Origin of the sequence: Virgibacillus oceani, assembly GCF_014638995.1 — a bacterium.
Taxonomy (GTDB): Bacteria; Bacillota; Bacilli; order Bacillales; family Amphibacillaceae; genus Virgibacillus_E; species Virgibacillus_E oceani.
Genome location: NZ_BMFR01000007.1, coordinates 107,201 through 126,365, shown reverse-complemented (window position 1 = coordinate 126,365; position 19,165 = coordinate 107,201). Strand labels below are relative to the sequence as shown.

General features: G+C 37.5%; 24 protein-coding genes and 1 other annotated feature. Of the genes, 4 read left to right on the top strand and 20 right to left on the bottom strand.

Going from position 1 to position 19,165, the window contains the following annotated elements:
• Window positions 1-122 precede the first annotated feature (122 nt).
• Window positions 123-692, top strand: coding sequence for a TetR/AcrR family transcriptional regulator (locus IEV74_RS10510; protein ID WP_188455338.1), 570 nt, complete (start codon window positions 123-125; stop codon window positions 690-692).
• A gap of 346 nt (window positions 693-1,038) precedes the next feature.
• Here the strand turns inward: IEV74_RS10510 and IEV74_RS10505 are convergent, their stop codons facing one another.
• On the bottom strand, window positions 1,039-3,171 hold the full coding sequence (locus IEV74_RS10505; protein ID WP_373284328.1) for a heavy metal translocating P-type ATPase: 2,133 nt from the start codon (window positions 3,169-3,171) through the stop codon (window positions 1,039-1,041).
• Window positions 3,172-3,915: 744 nt separating this feature from the next.
• Here IEV74_RS10505 and IEV74_RS10500 point away from each other — a divergent pair.
• Together IEV74_RS10500 and IEV74_RS10495 are read left to right on the top strand one after the other, a co-directional pair.
• Entirely contained in the window at window positions 3,916-4,530 is a 615-nt protein-coding gene (locus IEV74_RS10500) for a YdhK family protein (protein WP_188455337.1), read from the top strand.
• Window positions 4,531-4,765: 235 nt separating this feature from the next.
• Window positions 4,766-5,308 (top strand): NADPH-dependent FMN reductase, encoded by a 543-nt coding sequence (locus IEV74_RS10495; RefSeq protein WP_188455336.1) that lies wholly within the window; start codon window positions 4,766-4,768, stop codon window positions 5,306-5,308.
• Between the two features lie 438 nt (window positions 5,309-5,746).
• Here the strand turns inward: IEV74_RS10495 and IEV74_RS10490 are convergent, their stop codons facing one another.
• The 17 genes from IEV74_RS10490 to IEV74_RS10410 all read right to left on the bottom strand — a co-directional run bounded on the left by IEV74_RS10490 (window position 5,747) and on the right by IEV74_RS10410 (window position 16,065).
• A complete protein-coding gene (locus IEV74_RS10490; RefSeq protein ID WP_229683129.1) occupies window positions 5,747-6,829 on the bottom strand; it encodes a sensor histidine kinase in 1,083 nt (360 codons plus the stop codon).
• On the bottom strand, window positions 6,819-7,502 hold the full coding sequence (locus IEV74_RS10485; RefSeq protein ID WP_188455334.1) for a response regulator transcription factor: 684 nt from the start codon (window positions 7,500-7,502) through the stop codon (window positions 6,819-6,821). The genes IEV74_RS10490 and IEV74_RS10485 overlap by 11 nt, the downstream gene beginning before the upstream one ends.
• Before the next feature lie 40 nt (window positions 7,503-7,542).
• Entirely contained in the window at window positions 7,543-8,163 is a 621-nt protein-coding gene (locus tag IEV74_RS10480; protein ID WP_188455333.1) for a redoxin domain-containing protein, read from the bottom strand.
• Between the two features lie 187 nt (window positions 8,164-8,350).
• On the bottom strand, window positions 8,351-8,527 hold the full coding sequence (locus tag IEV74_RS19665) for an SCO family protein (protein WP_229683128.1): 177 nt from the start codon (window positions 8,525-8,527) through the stop codon (window positions 8,351-8,353).
• 93 nt (window positions 8,528-8,620) lie between these two features.
• Entirely contained in the window at window positions 8,621-9,205 is a 585-nt protein-coding gene (locus tag IEV74_RS10470) for a peroxiredoxin family protein (protein ID WP_188455332.1), read from the bottom strand.
• An 18-nt stretch (window positions 9,206-9,223) separates the two neighbouring features.
• Complete coding sequence (locus tag IEV74_RS10465) at window positions 9,224-9,982, bottom strand: cytochrome c biogenesis CcdA family protein (RefSeq protein ID WP_188455331.1); 759 nt, start codon at window positions 9,980-9,982, stop codon at window positions 9,224-9,226.
• Window positions 9,969-10,643 (bottom strand): hypothetical protein, encoded by a 675-nt coding sequence (locus tag IEV74_RS10460; protein ID WP_229683127.1) that lies wholly within the window; start codon window positions 10,641-10,643, stop codon window positions 9,969-9,971. Before IEV74_RS10460 ends, IEV74_RS10465 begins: the two co-directional genes overlap by 14 nt.
• Window positions 10,644-10,779: 136 nt before the next feature.
• Complete coding sequence (locus IEV74_RS10455; protein WP_229683126.1) at window positions 10,780-10,995, bottom strand: DUF302 domain-containing protein; 216 nt, start codon at window positions 10,993-10,995, stop codon at window positions 10,780-10,782.
• A 47-nt stretch (window positions 10,996-11,042) separates the two neighbouring features.
• Entirely contained in the window at window positions 11,043-11,609 is a 567-nt protein-coding gene (locus IEV74_RS10450) for a class I SAM-dependent methyltransferase (RefSeq protein WP_188455330.1), read from the bottom strand.
• Window positions 11,610-11,672: 63 nt separating this feature from the next.
• Window positions 11,673-12,032: a rhodanese-like domain-containing protein gene (locus tag IEV74_RS10445; RefSeq protein ID WP_188455329.1), complete on the bottom strand. Its 360-nt coding sequence runs from the start codon at window positions 12,030-12,032 to the stop codon at window positions 11,673-11,675.
• Between the two features lie 27 nt (window positions 12,033-12,059).
• Window positions 12,060-12,845, bottom strand: coding sequence for a sulfite exporter TauE/SafE family protein (locus IEV74_RS10440; protein ID WP_188455328.1), 786 nt, complete (start codon window positions 12,843-12,845; stop codon window positions 12,060-12,062).
• A 48-nt stretch (window positions 12,846-12,893) separates the two neighbouring features.
• Window positions 12,894-13,121 carry a sulfurtransferase TusA family protein gene (locus IEV74_RS10435; RefSeq protein WP_188455327.1) on the bottom strand — a complete coding sequence of 76 codons (228 nt, stop codon included), beginning with the start codon at window positions 13,119-13,121 and terminating at the stop codon, window positions 12,894-12,896.
• 17 nt (window positions 13,122-13,138) lie between these two features.
• The gene (locus IEV74_RS10430; protein ID WP_188455326.1) at window positions 13,139-14,269 is read right to left on the bottom strand and encodes an MBL fold metallo-hydrolase; all 1,131 of its coding nucleotides are present in this window, start codon (window positions 14,267-14,269) and stop codon (window positions 13,139-13,141) included.
• Between the two features lie 15 nt (window positions 14,270-14,284).
• On the bottom strand, window positions 14,285-14,683 hold the full coding sequence (locus IEV74_RS10425) for a DsrE/DsrF/DrsH-like family protein (RefSeq protein WP_188455325.1): 399 nt from the start codon (window positions 14,681-14,683) through the stop codon (window positions 14,285-14,287).
• A gap of 21 nt (window positions 14,684-14,704) precedes the next feature.
• Complete coding sequence (locus IEV74_RS10420; RefSeq protein ID WP_188455324.1) at window positions 14,705-15,286, bottom strand: sulfurtransferase TusA family protein; 582 nt, start codon at window positions 15,284-15,286, stop codon at window positions 14,705-14,707.
• A gap of 12 nt (window positions 15,287-15,298) precedes the next feature.
• Window positions 15,299-15,598, bottom strand: coding sequence for a rhodanese-like domain-containing protein (locus IEV74_RS10415; protein WP_188455390.1), 300 nt, complete (start codon window positions 15,596-15,598; stop codon window positions 15,299-15,301).
• Window positions 15,599-15,804: 206 nt separating this feature from the next.
• Window positions 15,805-16,065, bottom strand: coding sequence for a metal-sensitive transcriptional regulator (locus tag IEV74_RS10410; protein ID WP_188455323.1), 261 nt, complete (start codon window positions 16,063-16,065; stop codon window positions 15,805-15,807).
• Between the two features lie 735 nt (window positions 16,066-16,800).
• Window positions 16,801-16,977: a binding site (T-box leader), on the top strand.
• Between the two features lie 63 nt (window positions 16,978-17,040).
• Between IEV74_RS10410 and trpS the strand changes: the two genes are divergently transcribed.
• Entirely contained in the window at window positions 17,041-18,036 is a 996-nt protein-coding gene (trpS, locus tag IEV74_RS10405) for a tryptophan--tRNA ligase (RefSeq protein ID WP_188455322.1), read from the top strand.
• 28 nt (window positions 18,037-18,064) lie between these two features.
• Here the strand turns inward: trpS and IEV74_RS10400 are convergent, their stop codons facing one another.
• Together IEV74_RS10400 and IEV74_RS10395 are read right to left on the bottom strand one after the other, a co-directional pair.
• Window positions 18,065-18,829, bottom strand: a complete 765-nt coding sequence (locus tag IEV74_RS10400) for a YjbA family protein (RefSeq protein WP_188455321.1) — start codon at window positions 18,827-18,829, stop codon at window positions 18,065-18,067.
• An 84-nt stretch (window positions 18,830-18,913) separates the two neighbouring features.
• On the bottom strand, window positions 18,914-19,120 hold the full coding sequence (locus IEV74_RS10395) for a YuzI family membrane protein (RefSeq protein WP_188455320.1): 207 nt from the start codon (window positions 19,118-19,120) through the stop codon (window positions 18,914-18,916).
• Window positions 19,121-19,165: the final 45 nt, after the last annotated feature.

Genomic DNA, 19,165 nt, shown 5'->3' with positions numbered 1-19,165 from the left:
TCCGTTTGCTTGATAATATTAGTTTAGTGGATAATGAAATATAAGAATACCAATAGTTTGTTGGATCTGTTGTATATCCAACACATTTCATAAATTGTTGAAAAAGTAAGGAGCGTTTATAAATGAAGCAAACCAAAACCGATCCTAGAATTTTGCGCACACGTAAATTAATCATGGACGCATTCATTGAGCTCTCTAATAAAAAGGAATTCAAGGATATTACAATAAAGGATATAACGACAGAGGCAATGATTAATCGTGCAACGTTTTACTATCACTTTAAAGACATTTATGATTTATTGGATAAAGTCTTATCAGAGGTATTACTCGTTAATTTAAGCATACAGGACTATGAAAAAAGTAAATTAACGGAAGAAGCATTAATAAGTACGTTTATAGCCATCACTAATTTTCAAGTTTCCTTATCAAATCGGTGCCATCGAGGATATGAGGATACAATTGCGCGTATTATTCGTGACCAGCTAGAGGTAATCTATTTCAAATTGCTAGTTAAACAACATCCATCTGATAATGAGGAAGCATTAAAACATATGTCGACAATGTTAAGCTGGGGAATTTACGGATTATCTGTTGAATGGAGAAGGAATAGCAGCACAAAAAGGCCAGAAGAATATATCAAATCAGCCATTCCCTTTATTATGTCCGGGATTGATTCTGATACTAAATACTAGTGACAAGCGATCTTATAAAACGATAAGAGCGACATCCCGATGCATGTTCATATCTTTTTGATAAGGAAATTAGGACAAAAATATTTTATCAGAGAGAAAATCCGAACTATGAATTTCTTCAAGTAGAATTTAAACTAGTCCGGATTTTTCTTTTAGGATTTTCGTATTCTTTGTTGTGTCGGAAAAGTGAGACGCAACTATTTTACGATGCTTCTCTGTCCCGCAGCCCGTATATACTACGTTTTTCCGAGGAATCCGATATTTTTGCCCTCCTGCCGATATTCGTGCTCTCCTGCTGATATTTCTTTTCTCCTGCCGATATTCCTGTACCACCCGCCCTGAACAATCATGCTTTCAACAATTTTGCATTAATCGCTACAATAACCGTACTTAGGCTCATTAATACTGCACCTAATGCTGGGCTTAACACAATTCCAACAGGCGCTAACACACCTGCAGCAAGGGGAATTGCAAAAATATTATATCCCGTTGCCCACCATAGGTTTTGTACCATTTTTCGATACGTTTTTCTTGATAAATTGATTAGCGCCACTACGTCTTTTGGATTACTTTTAACAAGGACAACATCCGCCGTTTCCATTGCTACATCTGTCCCGGCACCGATTGCAATACCTAAATCTGCTGTTGCCAGTGCTGGAGCATCATTCACTCCGTCACCCGTCATCGCAACTTTCCAGCCTTTATCCTTTATTTTTTTCACCTGATCAGATTTTTCATTTGGTAAAACTTCGGGGTAAACCTTATCGATATCCAGTTGTTTTGCTACCCAATGGGCAACTTTCTCATTGTCACCTGTAAGCATAATCGGATGAATTCCACTTTCTTTTAATGATGCAACCGCCTCTTTTGCCGTTTCGCGAACCATGTCTGCAAGTGCTATCATGCCGATCAATTGATCCTGCAGCAAAACAAAGACAACCGTTTTTCCTTCCCCAGACATTTTATTAAATGTTTCCCGATCATATGTCATTTCATGATTGTTAACATACCCGGGACTTACTACATTTACTTTCTTGTCATCTACAAGACCTTCAATACCTTTCCCTGTTATGGATTCAAATTCGGAAACCCTTTTAAATTGTAAATCTTTTTCTTTTGCAGAATTTACTACACCTGCAGCTAATGGATGCTCCGAATTTTGTTCCAGACTTGCTGCCCAAATGAGGATTTCTTCTTCACGATACCCCTTGTTTGGAATAATATCTGTTACACCAAATTCACCTTTTGTTAATGTCCCTGTTTTATCGAAAACAACTGCATCTAGATTTCTTGCCCCTTCAAAATTAGCACGATTTCGAATCAGCAATCCTTGTTTAGCCGAAATAGATGTTGAAACAGCTATAACCAGTGGAGCGGCCAACCCAAGTGCATGCGGACATGTAATAACCATAACGGTAACCATCCGCTCCAGTGCAACATCAAAAGGATACCCTAGCATCAACCATACAATCAAAGTTAGTAAACCCGATGCTAATGCTAAATAAAAAAGCCATTTTGCCGCACGGTTTGTTACATCCTGCGTCCTTGATTTCGATTCTTGTGCTTCCCTTACCAGTGTAACTACCTGCGACAAATAGGAATCTTCTCCCGTCTTTTCGACCTGAATAGTAAGCGATCCTTCATTGTTAATGGAACCGCCAATCACTTCATCACCTTTATATTTTTCAACTGGCACAGATTCACCAGTAAGCATCGATTCATCAATAGCTGACTTCCCATCCAAAATCGCACCATCTACAGGGATTTTTTCACCAGGTTTAACAAGTACCCTGTCCCCGTTTTGCAAATCAGATACTGGTACGTCATATACATTGCCATTGTCATCGAGTTTATGCGCCTCACTGGGCATCAGTTTAATCAGTTCTTCAAGTGCATTGGAAGCCCCCATGACAGAACGCATTTCTATCCAATGTCCCAGCAGCATAATGTCAATTAACGTGGCTAATTCCCAAAAGAAGTCTTTTCCTTCCCAGCCAAACACGGTTAATGAACTATAGCCATAAGCAACTAATATAGCAAGACCAATGAGAGTCATCATGCCTGGATTCTTATCCTTTAACTCATGAATACCACCTGCTAGAAACGGCCAGCCCCCATAGAAAAATACAAATGTTGAAAGCGCGAATAAGATATATTGATCATTCGCAAATCGAAGATCCACACCAATGAATTCTTGTATCATTGGTGATAAAACAAGTATTGGAACCGTAATGATTAATGAGATATAAAAGCGTTTTTTAAAATCACTAACCATATCACCGTGATCATGGTTTCCGTGTCCGTGACCGGCATGGCCTCCATGACTTCCATGATTGTGTGAATCACCGCTCATCTTTTCATGTGCATGATTATGGTGGTCATGATGTTCATGTACTCCTGTATGGTGATGCCCATGTGAGCCTTCCCCTTTATTGCTATGGGTATCCTGAACATGTTCTTCATCTTGATAATTTGGCATACATTTGTGCTCCCTTCACTTCTATTATTCCTTAAATTGCTATTACATACTTCACAGGAAACCTGCCTTTTTTCTCTATACCTGAACACAACCTTATATGGCTTCTTTTATACAATACCCCTGCATCGTATTATTTAATCGTCGAATACTCTTATCCGAACAGTGTTTGAACTGTAAATTATGATTGCATTTTATCTATCAGAATGTAATAGGGGTATTAATGTGGAGAAGTAGCAGTTCTTCACTGCATTTGTATCCACTTTTACCCATGCCCTTATGGGTCCATATAACTTTTTAGCATTTCTTTCAATAGGTAACAGCTACCCCGGGACATACCTTTTAGTTGTATTCATCACTCAAACAACAACCTCCTCAATTTGATCGCTTTCAATTTACCATACCTATGTAGGGTATTGTCAAGTGAAAAAATTATAAGAAATAAAATCATGATAATTTGATAATGGCTCCTCATACTAATATAAACAGCTTTACTATGAAAAAAATACCTCGCACCAATTCTTTGCTATAAAAATATATCATACCAAAAAATTATCCATTTTCTGTGTAATTAGCTTAATAAAGCGGATAAATACAAACATATATAGAACAACCGCACATGGAATTTTACTGATAATGACCCAATACTTGAACATTTTTAACATGGATGTAAAATAGTCTGCAATTATTTTACATATTTTTCGGGTAGAGTAACATTAAACTGTAAAAATGAAAGGAGCATAAATGATGAAGAGTAGACTGATCACGATAGGAATCGTTTTTCTAATTTCTATATTTGCACTATCCGCATGCAGCAGCAATGCGGAAAATGAACCAGCTGAAAAGCAGGATACTGAAATGGAGACTAACTCTGATAAACAGTCCGATACCGAAATGGAATCAGGTTCAGACGATCATATGGAGATGGATCATTCAAGCACGGGGGAGGTTCCAGATGATCTGAAGGCTGCTGATAATCCTACCTATGAAGTTGGCAGCCAGGCGATTATTCAGTCTGAACATATGAAAGGCATGAAAGGTGCAAAGGCAACAATTGCAGGTGCATTTCATACAACAGTCTATTCGGTATCCTATACACCAACAACCGGCGGAGAAAGAGTAAAAAATCATAAATGGGTTATTCACGAAGAAATTGCAGATGCCAAAGAAGTGCCTTTTGAACCTGGATCCGAGGTCACAATTGAAGCATCACATATGAAAGGTATGAAAGGAGCTACCGCAGTAATAGAAACAGCTAAGGAGACAACTGTGTATATGGTAGATTACATGCCAACTACCGGTGGTGATAAGGTAACAAATCATAAATGGGTTACTGAAAATGAATTATCACCTATTGAGTAAAGTATGATTAATAAAGGCACAAAGAAGATTGATTCAATTAATTAACGGCATGGAATTCGTGTATGCCCGTTAAAGGCAAATTTTTTGCAGATAGATTTAGGATAAGATAAGCTTCCTATAATAACACTACTAGTTGCCCATGATGAATCAAGGAAAAGCTGCAATGAGGATAAGGCGCTAAAGTGGTACCTTATTCAATACAATATTAATCATACTATGAAAAGGGGTAGTAACGATGAAACTAGTCGGGATTTCGGGAGCTTTGTCTGGTGAAAAAACCTCCCTAGCTGTAAACGATGTTTTGGTTGCAGCTCAGCTTCAGGATTCAACTATACAGACAGAATTAATTGACCTGAGGGAATATGAGATTGAATTCTCTGTTGGTGCCCCGTTAGCAGATTATAACGATGATACCTGGGAAGTTGTTACTAAAATTTTGTCAGCCGATTTTCTCGTGTTTGGCACACCAATTTATCAAGCATCTATTTCGGGAGCATTAAAAAACTTGTTAGACCATTTCCCTGAAAATGCCTTCAAATATAAGGTAACAGGCATCGTAGCTACGGGTTGGTCCAACAAGCATTTTTTAGTGCCAGAATATCAATTAAAGCCGGTTCTCTCCTATTTCAAGGGATTAATTCCTACAGGTAATGTCTATATCCATAATGATTCCTTTAACGAAGACAGTGATGAAATAATTGATCGAAGTGTTTCCGAGAGGATTCAGAAACTTGCAGAGGAAATGATTTATCTGCAGCGGGGGATTAATAACAGATAATGACTTCTTTTATTTGGAAGCTTTACTTGGAATAAACGTGGTTGTTTTAGGTGGGAATTAAAATTAAGGGGAACTTCCCCCCTTATGAACAACTATTTAAAGGAATTGAATCATTCGTTAGCTTGATCCCCACAGACCCTACCCCTCTGCCTTTATCAATCAACTTTTATTTTCGTAAATAACTATACAAAACAAAGTGGACTATGCACTATAAACCTCGTAACTAAAAAACACACAGAGCTTGCAGATCAGATGCTGTCCATGCATATAATCGATTCACTTAGTAAACAGACACCCACTTATAATTATGAACAACTGCAAAAAGGAGCTGAATAGTGCTAAATTTTATACTTCCTTTACTTTTAAGAAAAACACACAGTTATTAATTTCGATAATCATGCTGTCAGTATTACATTAACAGCATGATGAACTTTTTTGTTAGCAAAGCGGCAATGTAAACCAAAATGTATGATAATGACCTTCCGACTTAACCCCAATCTTTCCATTATGATGTTCAATAATTTCTTTTGAAATGGCAAGTCCAAGCCCTGTTCCTCCCAAATCTTGCGCCCGTGAATGATCTATACGGTAAAACCTCTCAAATATTCTTTCTTGTTCTGCTATTGGAATCGATTGACCCGTGCCAGAAATGGAAAGCATATATCCTGACTTTAGAGTTTCCCCTTTTATTATTATTGGTTCCGGTCCCAGATAATAGCGAATAGCATTGTCAATTAAATTACTAATAACTTGTGAGATTCCCCCATTATCTACATGCACTATTCCGGGTTCTACCTGAACGTTGACTATAATACCTTCCTTATTCAATGACCAATGAAACATTTGGGCAGATTGCTCAACTAAAAACTGCATATCAATAGGTTCTTTTTCAGAAAAAGTTTGTTTCGATACATAATCCCATTCTTTCAGCTGTTCAATTTGTTCAACCATGCTGATGAGCCGCTTGGATTCTCCATGAAGCGATTGATACAGTTTTTGATCAGCCTCAATTACACCATCTTTTAATGCATTTAGATAACCATTAAGATTCGAAAGGGGGGTCCGAAATTCATGGGATAAATCTGATACAAGCTTTTGCCTATGTTGCTGGTTGTCTTTCAATTGCTGAACCAAATCATTAAAATGACTAATCAGTTGTCCTATCTCATCATGGGATTCTACTCTAATTGCACTGGGGTATTGACCTTGCTTCATTCGTTTTGTAGATTCAATCAACCCATTTAATGGATACATCATTTTTTTTGTTAAATAAAAATGAATCAGACTGCCAATTACGATTGTAGAAATGCTAAATATCCATAAGTATTGAAGAAGTGTCGATTCAAACTGAGCCTGTTTCTGATTGTTCACCGTTACCAACCCATCAGCCAAAATACAAGCAGTGTTATAAATTGCCCAGCTGCTTAGTACGATAAAAGAGGCAATGACAATTATATTGATAAAAGTTAAGCGCAATAAAAATTGATTTGGAAAGAGTGACTTACTTTGTTTATTCCGCAACAAATTTATACCCCATTCCTCGAATTGTTTTAATACGTTTAGGGGAAGCGGGATTATCCTCGATTTTCCTTCTTAGTTTTTTTATATGTGCATCAATCGTACGATCCAGCACGGTTTTATCGGCATAGGGATATAGTTGATATATGAGATCTTCTCTTGATATTACAACATTCGGATTCTCCATAAAATAATAGAGTAGATTGAACTCATGTTTTGTCAAATTCAATTGCTTATCCAACAGTAATACTTCTCCTTTTCTGGGTTTAATACATAACCCACTATAGGTAATCTTTTGACAAAACTGACCCGTCCGCCGTAAAACAGCCTCTACATGAGCGATAAGTTCCGCTGGATCAAATGGTTTCACCAAGTAATCATCTGCCCCAATTTTCAATCCATTGATTCTATCATCTGTGCGCACCTTGGCTGACAGCATAATTATGGATACTTCATTACGTTCTTGTTCCCGAACCCACATACAGAAGGCCTCCCCGGTTAGTTTAGGAAGCATTAAATCCAAAATGATTAGGCATGGATGGTTTAATAAAAAGACTTCCTTTGCCGCCTCCCCGTCAGCAGCCTCTACTACATCATAGCCGGATTTTTTTAAATAAATGCTGACAAGCTCGCGGATCATTTTATCATCTTCCACTACCAATACGGTTTGCTTCAATAAGATCACCTCTTTCATCATTATACGATATTGAAAAGGGCTACTTCATCTTTTCGAATTCTTCGACCATCATTTCATAATGCAATGCACCTAAAGCCTTGAATTGAATAATTCCATTTGAATCTATCATATAAGAAGTTGGGATGGGACGGATTGCATATAGATTGGCTACTTCAATATTTTCGTCCAATAAAATAGGAAATCTCATGTCAAATTCGTCCACGAAACTCTTCACTTCTTGCATGCTATTCTCTGTTTGTGTCAAATTAACTGCCAAAATAACCACATCTTTATTTTGATAGAATTTTTCCAAATCCGGTATTTCTGCACGGCATGGCGGACACCACGTAGCCCAGAAGTTAACCATGACACGTTGCCCACGGTAATCTGATAACTTTGCGACTTTTCCATTCAATGTCTGCAGTTGAAAATCTGGCGCAATATTCCCCTCATTAAGTCCGATGGTAGCTTTTTCTATTATCACTGTGTTGCTTTCTTCATTGGTTGCTTTTTCCTTATTCACTTCACTATCTGCGCTAGCTTTTTGATCCATTTCAATATCTTTATTCTGGCTAACTGTATTTTTCGGTTGGTCAACAAGATCATAGATCGCCCATCCAAACATTGCAACAAGCACAATAAGAAATGTCGCCTTTTTCACTGTTTTCACCTTCCAATCTTTCTAGAATCTCAATCAAGAACTAGTTTCAAATCTGCAATAATTTCATCCATGTCCTTTGCATCTGTGCCAGTATCGTTTGATTACTTTCCCTTAAGGATTCACCAAAAAGAAACTGGTACTATGTGTTACCTGATCAGACCCATCCGTTGGTCTTTCAGTAAGTGATTTAAATGATTTTATGGAAAACTCTTTGATCGTTTGAAAAGCATAACCATTTAAAAAGCGACCTATTGCTAAAATCGGCCTGATAACCCTCTGCAAATTCTTTCAATACTTCAGGTGTATCACGATCAGGATCGACACTAAAGGAAACAAGTAGTGCATCAAAATTTTCTTTCGTCATTTTATCCTGAAGATTACCCCTGCCCTCTGTTCATAAAATGAAATTTCAATCAGTGGGGGTATTACTGCCTGTTATATATGTGGGATAAAACATTTACTCCATCTTTTCCAGTTCTTGTACCATACGATCATAATTCATCGCACCTAATGCAATAAATTGGATCCGACCATTGGAATCAATCATATAGGAAGTAGGATATGCCTGAACCCGATAAGCAGAAGAGACATCTGAGTTCACATCCATCAACACCGGGAAAGTCATCCCGAATTTTTCTACAAAATCGGTAATATTGTTTTCACTTTTTTCTGATTCCGTTAAATTGACCGCTAGAATAGTCACATCTTTTTTATCATACAGTTTTTCTAAATCGGGAATTTCTGCTCTGCATGGCGGACACCACGTAGCCCAAAAATTAACTAAGACACGTTTCCCTTTATAATCAGATAAACGTACTCGCTCTCCTTCTAAAGTTTCTAATTCAAAGTCGGGAGCAAATTCCCCTTTCTCAAGCCCAACTTCATCAGACTCCTTCACTTCCTCCTCACTGTCTTTGGGCGGGGAAGTAATCATACCTCCAGAGACATCACCGCTATCTTCTTGACCAGGTGAGGTAACAAATTCATATGTAGCAAAGCCAAGCATTCCTACTACAATAACAATGATGATGTTTTTTTTCATGGATGATAACCTCCGTTCCTATCCTAATCTTGATAACCATGTATCTTGTACTAAATCAAGCAGAAACTCTGTTATTCGCGGCATGAGACCGAAAAATAGAACCAATCCCATGATAATCATAATAATGGCACCTACCTTCATAATGACCTGACTATGTCGAACAATCCATCTGGTTGATCCAAGGAAAAAGGTCAAAACGATAAATGGCAACGCGAAGCCAATCACGTACATAACGGTGTAAAAAATTCCCTGGCTAGGGTTACTTGCAGCTAATAATAGAATGGATCCAAAAATCGGACCGATACAAGGAGTCCAACCGGCAGCAAATCCAAGACCAACAAAAAACGTCCCCAAATATCCAGCCGGTTTTTTGGAATAATAAAAACGTTTTTCTTTCATTAAAGCTGGAATATTAATCCATCCCGCAACAAATAATCCCATAAATATAATGAAAATCCCGGCAATCCGTTGAATAAACAACCCTGAATCACCTAGCAGCAAATTTTGTGCCCATTGACCCAAAAACGAGGCACTGGCACCCAGGCTGATAAAAACCAATGAAACCGCCAGTAAAAAAAATAAAGAATGGCTCAATAACTGTCGCCGAATTTTAGTATTCCGATTTCCTCGCAGTTCCTTCACACTTATCCCCGTAATATATGATAAATAAGCTGGAAAAATAGGAAGTACACAAGGGGACAAGAATGATAATGCCCCTGCCCCTATCGCTAAAAACATTCCTACAATCAACATTGTATCCGTTTCAATTCCGCCCATTGCGATCCCTCTTTCTGTATCTAATAATAATGATTATTAAACTTATGATAAAAAACAATCCCATAAACCATGGTGCCAAGATATAACCAAACACCGTTATAAACGGCCGCATAAGTATTAACAAAAATACCCCGGCAGACCAGACGGTTAGTATTGTGGTGATTAACGTGCCAGCAGTTATATGTCCACGGATGAGAAAAAATAATACCAAGAGAACAGCCAGTAAAACCAGATAACCAAAGGAATATGTATTATTGTTCCAAACGAGTTGAATGAACTCATAGACAAATGACGCTACTAAAAATACATGCAGGAAAGATTCGATAAATGCTTGTACATCCAGCCGCTGCCGTTTAGACTTATACACTAGTAGCAAGGCAGTGAATAGGACAGCCAGATAAAATGCTTCCGAATTGCTTGGGTAGGCTAATATGGCTAAGGGATCCTTGAGGAATATGGAAAAATTCAAGATCACTTTTCCAAGCCAAATAAATATGATGAAATTAATTAACTGTGAACTCATCTCCTCTACGTGTCTTTTCTTTTTTTCCTTTGATAAATCACTCATCATATAAAAGGAAATGAATCCCACAACTAAACTTATAACAATCAAACCAATTGCCATTAACTTACTCGCTACCACCAAAACTCTTTCCTCCATTCCAATGACTCCCACTCTATACTAATAACACAATGTGAAAATTTGATGAAAATATGAAAACAAAATTATGGGGGCAGTCTTCCGCCACGCTAACACGTTAATACATTAGTGTGGTGGGAGACTGCCCCCGATATGATTAGATAGCTTGGTCCATGCATGCTATCAACCTATTTACGATGTCTTGTGCAATTTTCTCAATTGCTTCGTATTCAATCATTTGCATCAATGCTGTTGGTTTCTGCGTACCGATTATGGTTTTTCCATTATCCTTATAAACAGCTATTTTACAAGGCAGAACATAACCATCAGTTGATTCTGCGATAACACATGCTGTGCTGCTTCTGGATTGCACACTTTCAAAACATGATAAAGCACCTTTTTCTCGGTATCAGTACCTATTTATTTTGGTGTTGCTCTCACAGCATAGTTTGCTGGGTTCAATGGAATAGATTCTGTATCAAAGCTGTATCTTTCCAATATCCTGTTTGCTTCGGTTGAAGATATGCGGTGATCGAGCGGCGGTCCTGATTCCGTTTCAATGGCTTCCCAGTCAAGCAAAAGCAGCTGTCCGCCTGGTTTCAAAATGCGTTTTATTTCAGAAAGTGTTCTGTCAACATCCGGAACCTCATGCATCACAAAAGCAATGATAATCTTATTTACGGATTCATCCTCCAATTTAATATGATTTAAATCACTTTCCATATAATGAATGTTATCCAGATTTTCTTCGCCTGCATTTTCCCGTAGCATTTCCAGCATTTTCGGCTCAATATCAACCGCATATACTTTCTCCGCCTTCTTTGCAATTGGAATTGTAAAATAGCCATTTCCAGCTCCAAGATCAGCAACAGTATCACCTGATTGCAAATTCAAATGTTCCGTGATCTCATCTGGCGGCAATGCTTTTTTACGTTCTGCTCGCATGAGTGATTGTGCTTTTTCAGGATTAAATCGTTTATCCGTCATATTTGCAGCTCCTTTTCTCATAATTACTATCTCTTCCTGCTATAATATCATTCTTTCCCTATCTTATACCCAGGAACTCATACCACCTTTAACATTGGTTACACTTTCAAATCCATGTTTTTTTAAAATTTTAGCTGCTTTCATACTCCGCATTCCACTTTGGCAAATAACGACCACTTCTTTATTTTTATTAAGTTTGTTAGTTTGTTGTGTTAATTGTGATAGCGGAATATTTTTAAATGGTTTCCTGTGATTTGCTTGATATTCCTGGGGTGTCCGCACATCGATAAATTGAACATTTTTGTCATTAAACTTCTTTTTCGCTTCAAGTACTGTTGCTTGCGATACACCTTTAACAGGCATGAATTTTCGTATTACGAATGCGACAATTCCTATCAGGATTATCCACTGTATCATTCCCAAAGTAATTTCTCCTCCTACCAAGTCATATTACATGAAGATATCAACCCAAATTTTTATTGTCGTTACTAAAATTAAGACTGACAAAATCAATTGCAGCACCTTCGTATTTATCTTTTTCCCAATGTTTGCACCCAATGAAGATGCAAGTAAACTCGCAACAATCATTATTGCAGCGGGTATAAATAACACTTGCCCTGTCAATAGTTTACTTGATGTTGCACCGATAGACGAGATAAATGTAATGGCCAAAGACGAAGCAATTGTTATTCTTGTAGGTATCTTCAACACAATCAGCATAATAGGAACTAACAGAAATGCTCCACCAGCACCTACAATGCCCGCACCAATTCCAACAATTAGTGCAAGTGAAGTTGCAATCCATCTATTAAAATTCACGGTATCAAAAGGGATTTCATCGCTTCCCTTTTTAGGCATGAACATCATGATTACAGCAAGTAATGCCAATACGCCATATACCAAGTTTACGCTCTCTTCAGACATATACGAGGAAAATAACCCACCTGCAAAACTACCGATTAATACACTTATCCCCATATAGCCAATTAGGCATTTATTTAAATATCCACCTTTTCGATACGCCCAAACACCACCTATTGTTGCAAACAGCACTTGAATAGCCGTGATACCCGAAATTTCATATGCACTAAAATTTGCAATTCCTAAGACAGCAGGGATATATAACAACATTGGATAATTAATAATTGCTCCGCCAATCCCAAGCATTCCGGATATAAATGATCCAATAAAACCAATTAAAAAAATAGAAATAATATAAACAAAACTAATTTCCATAGAATAGCCCCCCTTAACAAGAGGGAACCCATAGCAAATGGGTCACCTTTATGCTTTTTTTATCCAAAACTTGAGTACATCGCCTTCTTCCGTATTTTTTAAAATTTCATGACCGCCAGATTTCGCCCATGCAGAAAGATCACTTTTGGCACCTTTGTCTGTCGCATGAACCTCTAGTATGTCACCAGAATTTAATTCATCCATTACTTTTTTTGTTTTAACGATTGGCATTGGACATGCCAATCCTTTTGCATCTATAACTTTGTTTACCTCCATTATTTCTCCTCCTCTAATTATCCTTCAACCGCACAACGGTTGGGGCCTGTTTCCATTTCTTTTTGTTTATCTATATCAGGTGTGATTTTTCCCATATTTATTTTACGAATATCTTCATATGCATTTGGTTGTGGCGGGAGATTTTCGGTTACCATTTTTCTAAATTCATTTTCATTATCTACTTGCAAACCTGAATTTCTTCCGTAAAGATCGCCTAATCGAGCCGATACTTTACCACCCTTACCCAGTTCTTCTGCAAATGAATAATGGGCAGGTAGCACGATTAAATCCTCAGATAACTCTTTATATCGAGAATAGAGTGTATTACGTAGGTCCCCCACCCAATCATCTGCCAATCCAGCCAAGTCCGGGCGACCGATCGACTTAACAAAAAGAATATCGCCGGTCAACAAATACGTATCATCCACAATAAATGATGTACTTCCATTAGTATGTCCCGGCGAGTATACGGGTTGAACTTGTACAGAAGTATTCCCTACGATAATGTCCTTACCATCTTCAAGCGGTGTATAATCAAACATCACCTCTGTAGCGTCTTTCGGCGGCAAGTAATACTCTCCGCCTACCTTCTCTGCTAATTTGCGTCCACCAGAGATATGATCAGCATGTAAATGAGTGTCAATGACATGTTTGATTTGAACACCTTGTTCCTTTGAAAAGTCCTCATAAATATCGATCATACGGTTAGCATCCACAATTGCCGCCTCTCCATTCGATACAATAAAGTAGGAAAGGCAACCTTTACCAAGACGAACAAATTGATATAGACTTCCTCCGTCACTCAAATCCCCAATTTTTACAGGTTCTAAGTGTTCACTCCATGCTTTCATTCCACCTTCTAGGCTATATACATTGGTAAAACCAGCTTCCTCAAGAAAGTCAGCTATCATTTCGGATGAACCGCCTTGTGCACAAACGACAATGATTTCCTGTTCTTTTTGTAACTTGTCTGCTACAAGGGCAATACCATCTAGTAAGTTGAAGTACGGTTCATTAAGAATTTCAACCTTCTCCCCCTCAATTTTCCAATTATCGAATTCATCTGTATTGCGAACATCTAAAATTAACGTATCTTCGTGATTAATAATCTTTTTAGCCAATTCTTTTGTTGATATTGCGTTAGACATCGATTCCCCTCCAAATTAAAATGATAATGTGATATCAGCATCTTTTGCATATTCCATAAATGTAGCAGCACCGCCTACTTCAATTCCATCAATAAAGGCATCTTTCTCCAAGTTCATGACATCCATTGTCATTTGACACCCAATTAGTCTAATTCCCAATTCCTGAGCAATACCTGCTAGTTCCTCAATAGATGGAACATTTGCTTGTTTAAATCCTTCTCCGAAATGTTCTTTCCCTACTGGTAGCGGAAGATTTTTGTGTGCTTCCTTGTGAATTAAATTCAATCCTTCAAACGTAAAGAAAATTCCTACCTCTGCATCAGACGCTGCTGCCGCCGTTGCTAGGTTAAATACCTTATACGCATCAAATAAAGTTCCGTTTGCCGCAATAATCGCTACTTTTGTGTTTGCCATTTTAAATTCCTCCAAATGTGTTTAATAGTTTTTAATTACTTTTTCAGTTGGGCCTTCCCATTTACTCATACCGGGTAATACATTTTTTACATTTTTAAAGCCCTTTTCAGTTAATTTTTGTGCAGCTAAATCACTACGATTGCCTGTACGGCAAATGACATTAATTTCTTTATCTTTATCAATTTCTGAAAACCTTTGATCTAATTCCCCAAGAGGTATATTTACTGCACCATCTATATGGCCAAATGTGAATTCAGCAGATTCCCGAACATCAAGTATGATGATAGATTCATCCCCGTTTATTTTGCTGCGCAGTTCTTCCAAATTTATAATTTCTTCATGTTTCGTCTCTACCTTTGTTTCCTCATCCGTTGCTTTTCGTATATAATGTTTTAGCACATTTTCTTTTTCTATTGTCCCAAGATACTGATGCCCGGTGCTGCTTGCCCATGCCTTGATATCTGCAGCTGAACCTTTATCGGTCGCTTGAACTTCAATAACCTGACCGGGTTGTAAGTTCGTAATTGCTTTTTTGGTTTTAACAATCGGCATTGGACATGCTAAGCCCCTTGCATCTAGCGTTTCATTTACTGTAATGCTCATTAAAATCCTCCTTTATTTCTCTATTTCACCTTCCCAATCCAACATGCCCCCAGCCATATTGATAACATCATAGCCATGCTTACTTAAGAATGAACACGCACTTCCGCTTCGGCCACCAGAACGACAAACCATATAATGATGCTGATTTTTGTCTATTTCATCAAGATGATCAGTTAATTGGCCAAGTGGGATATGACGAGCACCGGGTATTTTCCCTTGTGCTACCTCTTCGTCTTCCCGAACGTCAATAATACTTACTTTTTCACCATCTATTAATTTCTTTTCTAATTCTTTTGCTGTAATTTCCTTCATTAATATTAATATTCCCTCCAAATTTTTCACTTTTATATTTTCCTTTTGCAGCCTACTTACCAACAAGGGTATAAAAATAACAAAAAAAAGTCTTTTGAATATACCTATACCTGTAGGGGTATATAAATTGTTTTAAAAAATTGGGCTAATTGCTTAACCCGCTTGCTATGGTAAATGCTAATAAACTTTTTGTCAACCTAACCTTCTTATCTGCTTCTAACAAGTAAATTAACAGCTTCCTTTATTAATTCCTCGGAATTTTGACCGTTTTCCTTTTCTTCACGGATACATTGCTCAAGATTCGTACTGACAATTAACGCCGCTGTTCGGTCTAAAGCACTTCTAACAGCTGACATTTGAGTAACAACATCACGGCAATTTTTTTCTTCTTCCATCATTTTTAATAAACCTCTAACCTGTCCTTCAACACGTTTCATTCTATTTTTAATTTTAGGGTCATATCTCATGCGTTACACTCCTTTCACTGTTCTTTATCTAGTTTATATCCAATAGCATGATGTTCTTTTACGCAAAATACATAGACTTAAATTTTTCTCTATATTTCCATATTATTTGATGCAATTCAGGTACGCAAGTGGAATACAGGAAGCATGCTTTATCATACCTCGATAAAGTGGTACAGTAATATCTAGTGTCAAAAAGTACTGTAGATTCATTACAATAGGATTCCACTTTACTAATGTAGACTCGCATATGCATCTGCTAGAGGAACAAAACAAGCGGGAGAATGACAATAACCAGAATCACCAATCTCCCCTCTTATAAAAGCACTATGCAACAATAATATACCCCTGATGGTATATTGTCAACCCTGTACTTTTACTCTATACGAATTGATAAGAAACCTTTGTACCCAGCGATTAGAAGAAGTAAAAAAATTTTAGGACAGGTGAAAAAAGATAAATTCCACTGTAAAAATAGGATAAAATATCACTACCCTTATTCACTATAATAATCAAATAGGCATTAATTTTAGCTGTATTCCGTTGAATCTATTCTTTGTATGTATGCTATTAATCAAGTTCTGCACCAAAAAATTTCCTTAACCCACTCAAAAATTCTCGCAATGGTTGAACTTTTTTCCGTTTTATTGCTCTTTCATCACATTGGGTTGAAACTTTTATAAAGTTTTCATTCTTGCATTTCAACACCAAACTTTATATAATAATAAAAAACTCAATATCAAAGCAATGAAAAAGGCGCAGTACAATTACCCGCTGATTTATAGAGAGCTTGTGGCAGCTGGAAACAAGCATCAAGGTAGATTGGAATTGGACTTTAGAGCTGATCGATAATTAAGTGATCTTACAAAAGCCGTAAGATAACAAGGGTGGCACCGCGGTTCATTCGTCCCTTTTGATGGGATAAATGGGCTTTTTTTAATGCCTTAAGAAGTTAATAATATAAACGGAGTGATACGAATGAAAACAATATTTTCAGGAATTCAGCCAAGTGGAACGTTAACCATCGGAAATTATTTAGGCGCAATGAAACAATTTGTTGACCTGCAAGAAGATCATAATTGCTATTTTTGTATCGTTGATGAACATGCGATTACGGTTCCGCAAGATCGTTTAGAATTAAGAAAAAATATTCGCTCACTGGCTGCTTTGTATTTAGCAGCTGGAATTGATCCGGAAAAATCTACCTTGTTCATTCAGTCAGAAGTGCCTGCACACACACAATTAGGTTGGTTAATTCAATGTGTCAGCTATATAGGTGAATTAGAGCGGATGACACAATTTAAGGATAAATCCGCTGGTAAAGATGGAGTGTCAGCGGCATTATTAACATATCCGCCATTAATGGTTGCAGATATTTTACTATACAATACGGATCTCGTCCCAGTTGGCGAAGATCAGAAGCAGCATCTTGAACTGACAAGGGATTTAGCACAACGGTTTAATAATAAATACAACGACATCTTTACAATACCAGAAATCAGCATTCCAAAAGTTGGCGCGCGAATCATGTCCCTTCAAGAGCCTACTAAAAAAATGAGCAAATCCGATCAAAACGAAAAAGCATATATTTCCATGTTGGATGAGCCGAAAAAAATTGAAAAGAAAATTAAGAGTGCTGTTACGGATTCGGAAGGTGTTGTTACATTCGATAAAGAAAACAAAGCTGGCGTGTCCAACCTGTTAACAATTTACGCAAGCTGTACCGGGGAAACTATTGAAACTATTGAAGCTAGATATGAAGGGAAAGGCTACGGTGAATTCAAGCAGGGCGTTGCCAATGCCGTAATTGATGTATTAGCGCCAATCCAAGAACGCTATAATGAACTAATTGAGTCAGAAACGTTAGACCATATACTTGATAATGGTGCAGAAAAAGCAGCGCTTACAGCTAACAAAACATTGGCCAAAGCTAAAAAAGCAATGGGACTTGGCAGGGTAAAACGTAAAAAATAAATCAGTGAGGTGACTTGGCCTCACTGATTTATTTTTTTAGTTTAGACGTATTATGGTCTTGTGTATTCTCAAGCTCCCACATTTTTTCAAGGAATGGCTGGCCCTTGATTAACTTCCCGCATAAATCCTCATGTGCTTTGCTCCAGCCATTTTTTACCCCGTGATATAATGCCTGCCATACCTTTTCCTCATCCATATACCGGATATACGGATATTCCTTTGGGTTCCATTCCGTTAGCCAATAGCGTAATTCCTCCAGGTTATTCGTTGTATGTAGTTGATCAAGTGCCATCATGAGCAGCTGCTTTAATTGGCGTTCTCTTCGCGTTAATCCGAAAACGAGATCCGGTGGCATGGATAGCATATGGTATTCTTTTTTCATCATACTTTCATCAAATTTAAATGATTGCGGTTTGGTTCCATCAATCATATCGAATACGAGCTGTTCCTGCCTTGGAATCAATCTGCTCTTGCGAATTGGGATTTGGTATCCAATCGTATCAATTGCAATGATATCTGTTCCGTCTGTTACAACACAAGCATAATCTAAAACAGTTCGTTCCTGCCCTTTTCTGACATATGCACGTTTATAAATGGCATCAAGCATTGGTTTAGGCAAATCATGCATATCATTTTCAATATAATTATACAATCCTTTGTTTATGTAAAGCAGCGGAACCTGATCTAACAGTTCAATTCCATCATCTTTACGCCACTCATGAAAAAAACACACGTTGTACCCGTTCTCTTCCCCTTCAAACCAATTCACCCAAACATCGTGTAAATATAACATATACAACCCTCACTTTTTTTGAATGAAATCATTTAAAATACATTATGACCATCATTAAAAAAATTATTCTAAGTGAAGCCTAATTTAAGAGTTGTTTGGGTAACTATATAGCGCAACTGCCATAATCACAAAACCGATTGGCAAAAAGTAACACTCTGGCCGTGCCATAATAAAAACCAGATAATCCCCCCAGCTCAACCCTGCCGGCAAAAAGTTTGTATATGCAATAAGCGTAACCCCGCCGGTCACTGCCAGTCCAAATCCAAGCAAAAATAAAAATATAGAAAACATTATCCATCCACCCCGTGCTTGTCCAAGCCTTTTTTTCATTTTATG

What these genes read in the sequence shown, in the direction of transcription:
- IEV74_RS10510 (WP_188455338.1), top strand. Translation starts at nt 123, where the DNA reads ATGAAGCAAACCAAAACCGATCCTAGAATTTTGCGCACACGTAAATTA.
- IEV74_RS10505 (WP_373284328.1), bottom strand. Translation starts at nt 3,171, where the DNA reads ATGCCAAATTATCAAGATGAAGAACATGTTCAGGATACCCATAGCAAT.
- IEV74_RS10500 (WP_188455337.1), top strand. Translation starts at nt 3,916, where the DNA reads ATGAAGAGTAGACTGATCACGATAGGAATCGTTTTTCTAATTTCTATA.
- IEV74_RS10495 (WP_188455336.1), top strand. Translation starts at nt 4,766, where the DNA reads ATGAAACTAGTCGGGATTTCGGGAGCTTTGTCTGGTGAAAAAACCTCC.
- IEV74_RS19665 (WP_229683128.1), bottom strand. Translation starts at nt 8,527, where the DNA reads ATGACGAAAGAAAATTTTGATGCACTACTTGTTTCCTTTAGTGTCGAT.
- IEV74_RS10470 (WP_188455332.1), bottom strand. Translation starts at nt 9,205, where the DNA reads ATGAAAAAAAACATCATCATTGTTATTGTAGTAGGAATGCTTGGCTTT.
- IEV74_RS10465 (WP_188455331.1), bottom strand. Translation starts at nt 9,982, where the DNA reads ATGGGCGGAATTGAAACGGATACAATGTTGATTGTAGGAATGTTTTTA.
- IEV74_RS10460 (WP_229683127.1), bottom strand. Translation starts at nt 10,643, where the DNA reads ATGGAGGAAAGAGTTTTGGTGGTAGCGAGTAAGTTAATGGCAATTGGT.
- IEV74_RS10450 (WP_188455330.1), bottom strand. Translation starts at nt 11,609, where the DNA reads ATGACGGATAAACGATTTAATCCTGAAAAAGCACAATCACTCATGCGA.
- IEV74_RS10440 (WP_188455328.1), bottom strand. Translation starts at nt 12,845, where the DNA reads ATGGAAATTAGTTTTGTTTATATTATTTCTATTTTTTTAATTGGTTTT.
- IEV74_RS10435 (WP_188455327.1), bottom strand. Translation starts at nt 13,121, where the DNA reads ATGGAGGTAAACAAAGTTATAGATGCAAAAGGATTGGCATGTCCAATG.
- IEV74_RS10430 (WP_188455326.1), bottom strand. Translation starts at nt 14,269, where the DNA reads ATGTCTAACGCAATATCAACAAAAGAATTGGCTAAAAAGATTATTAAT.
- IEV74_RS10425 (WP_188455325.1), bottom strand. Translation starts at nt 14,683, where the DNA reads ATGGCAAACACAAAAGTAGCGATTATTGCGGCAAACGGAACTTTATTT.
- IEV74_RS10420 (WP_188455324.1), bottom strand. Translation starts at nt 15,286, where the DNA reads ATGAGCATTACAGTAAATGAAACGCTAGATGCAAGGGGCTTAGCATGT.
- IEV74_RS10415 (WP_188455390.1), bottom strand. Translation starts at nt 15,598, where the DNA reads ATGAAGGAAATTACAGCAAAAGAATTAGAAAAGAAATTAATAGATGGT.
- IEV74_RS10410 (WP_188455323.1), bottom strand. Translation starts at nt 16,065, where the DNA reads ATGAGATATGACCCTAAAATTAAAAATAGAATGAAACGTGTTGAAGGA.
- trpS (WP_188455322.1), top strand. Translation starts at nt 17,041, where the DNA reads ATGAAAACAATATTTTCAGGAATTCAGCCAAGTGGAACGTTAACCATC.
- IEV74_RS10400 (WP_188455321.1), bottom strand. Translation starts at nt 18,829, where the DNA reads ATGTTATATTTACACGATGTTTGGGTGAATTGGTTTGAAGGGGAAGAG.
- IEV74_RS10395 (WP_188455320.1), bottom strand. Translation starts at nt 19,120, where the DNA reads ATGTTTTCTATATTTTTATTTTTGCTTGGATTTGGACTGGCAGTGACC.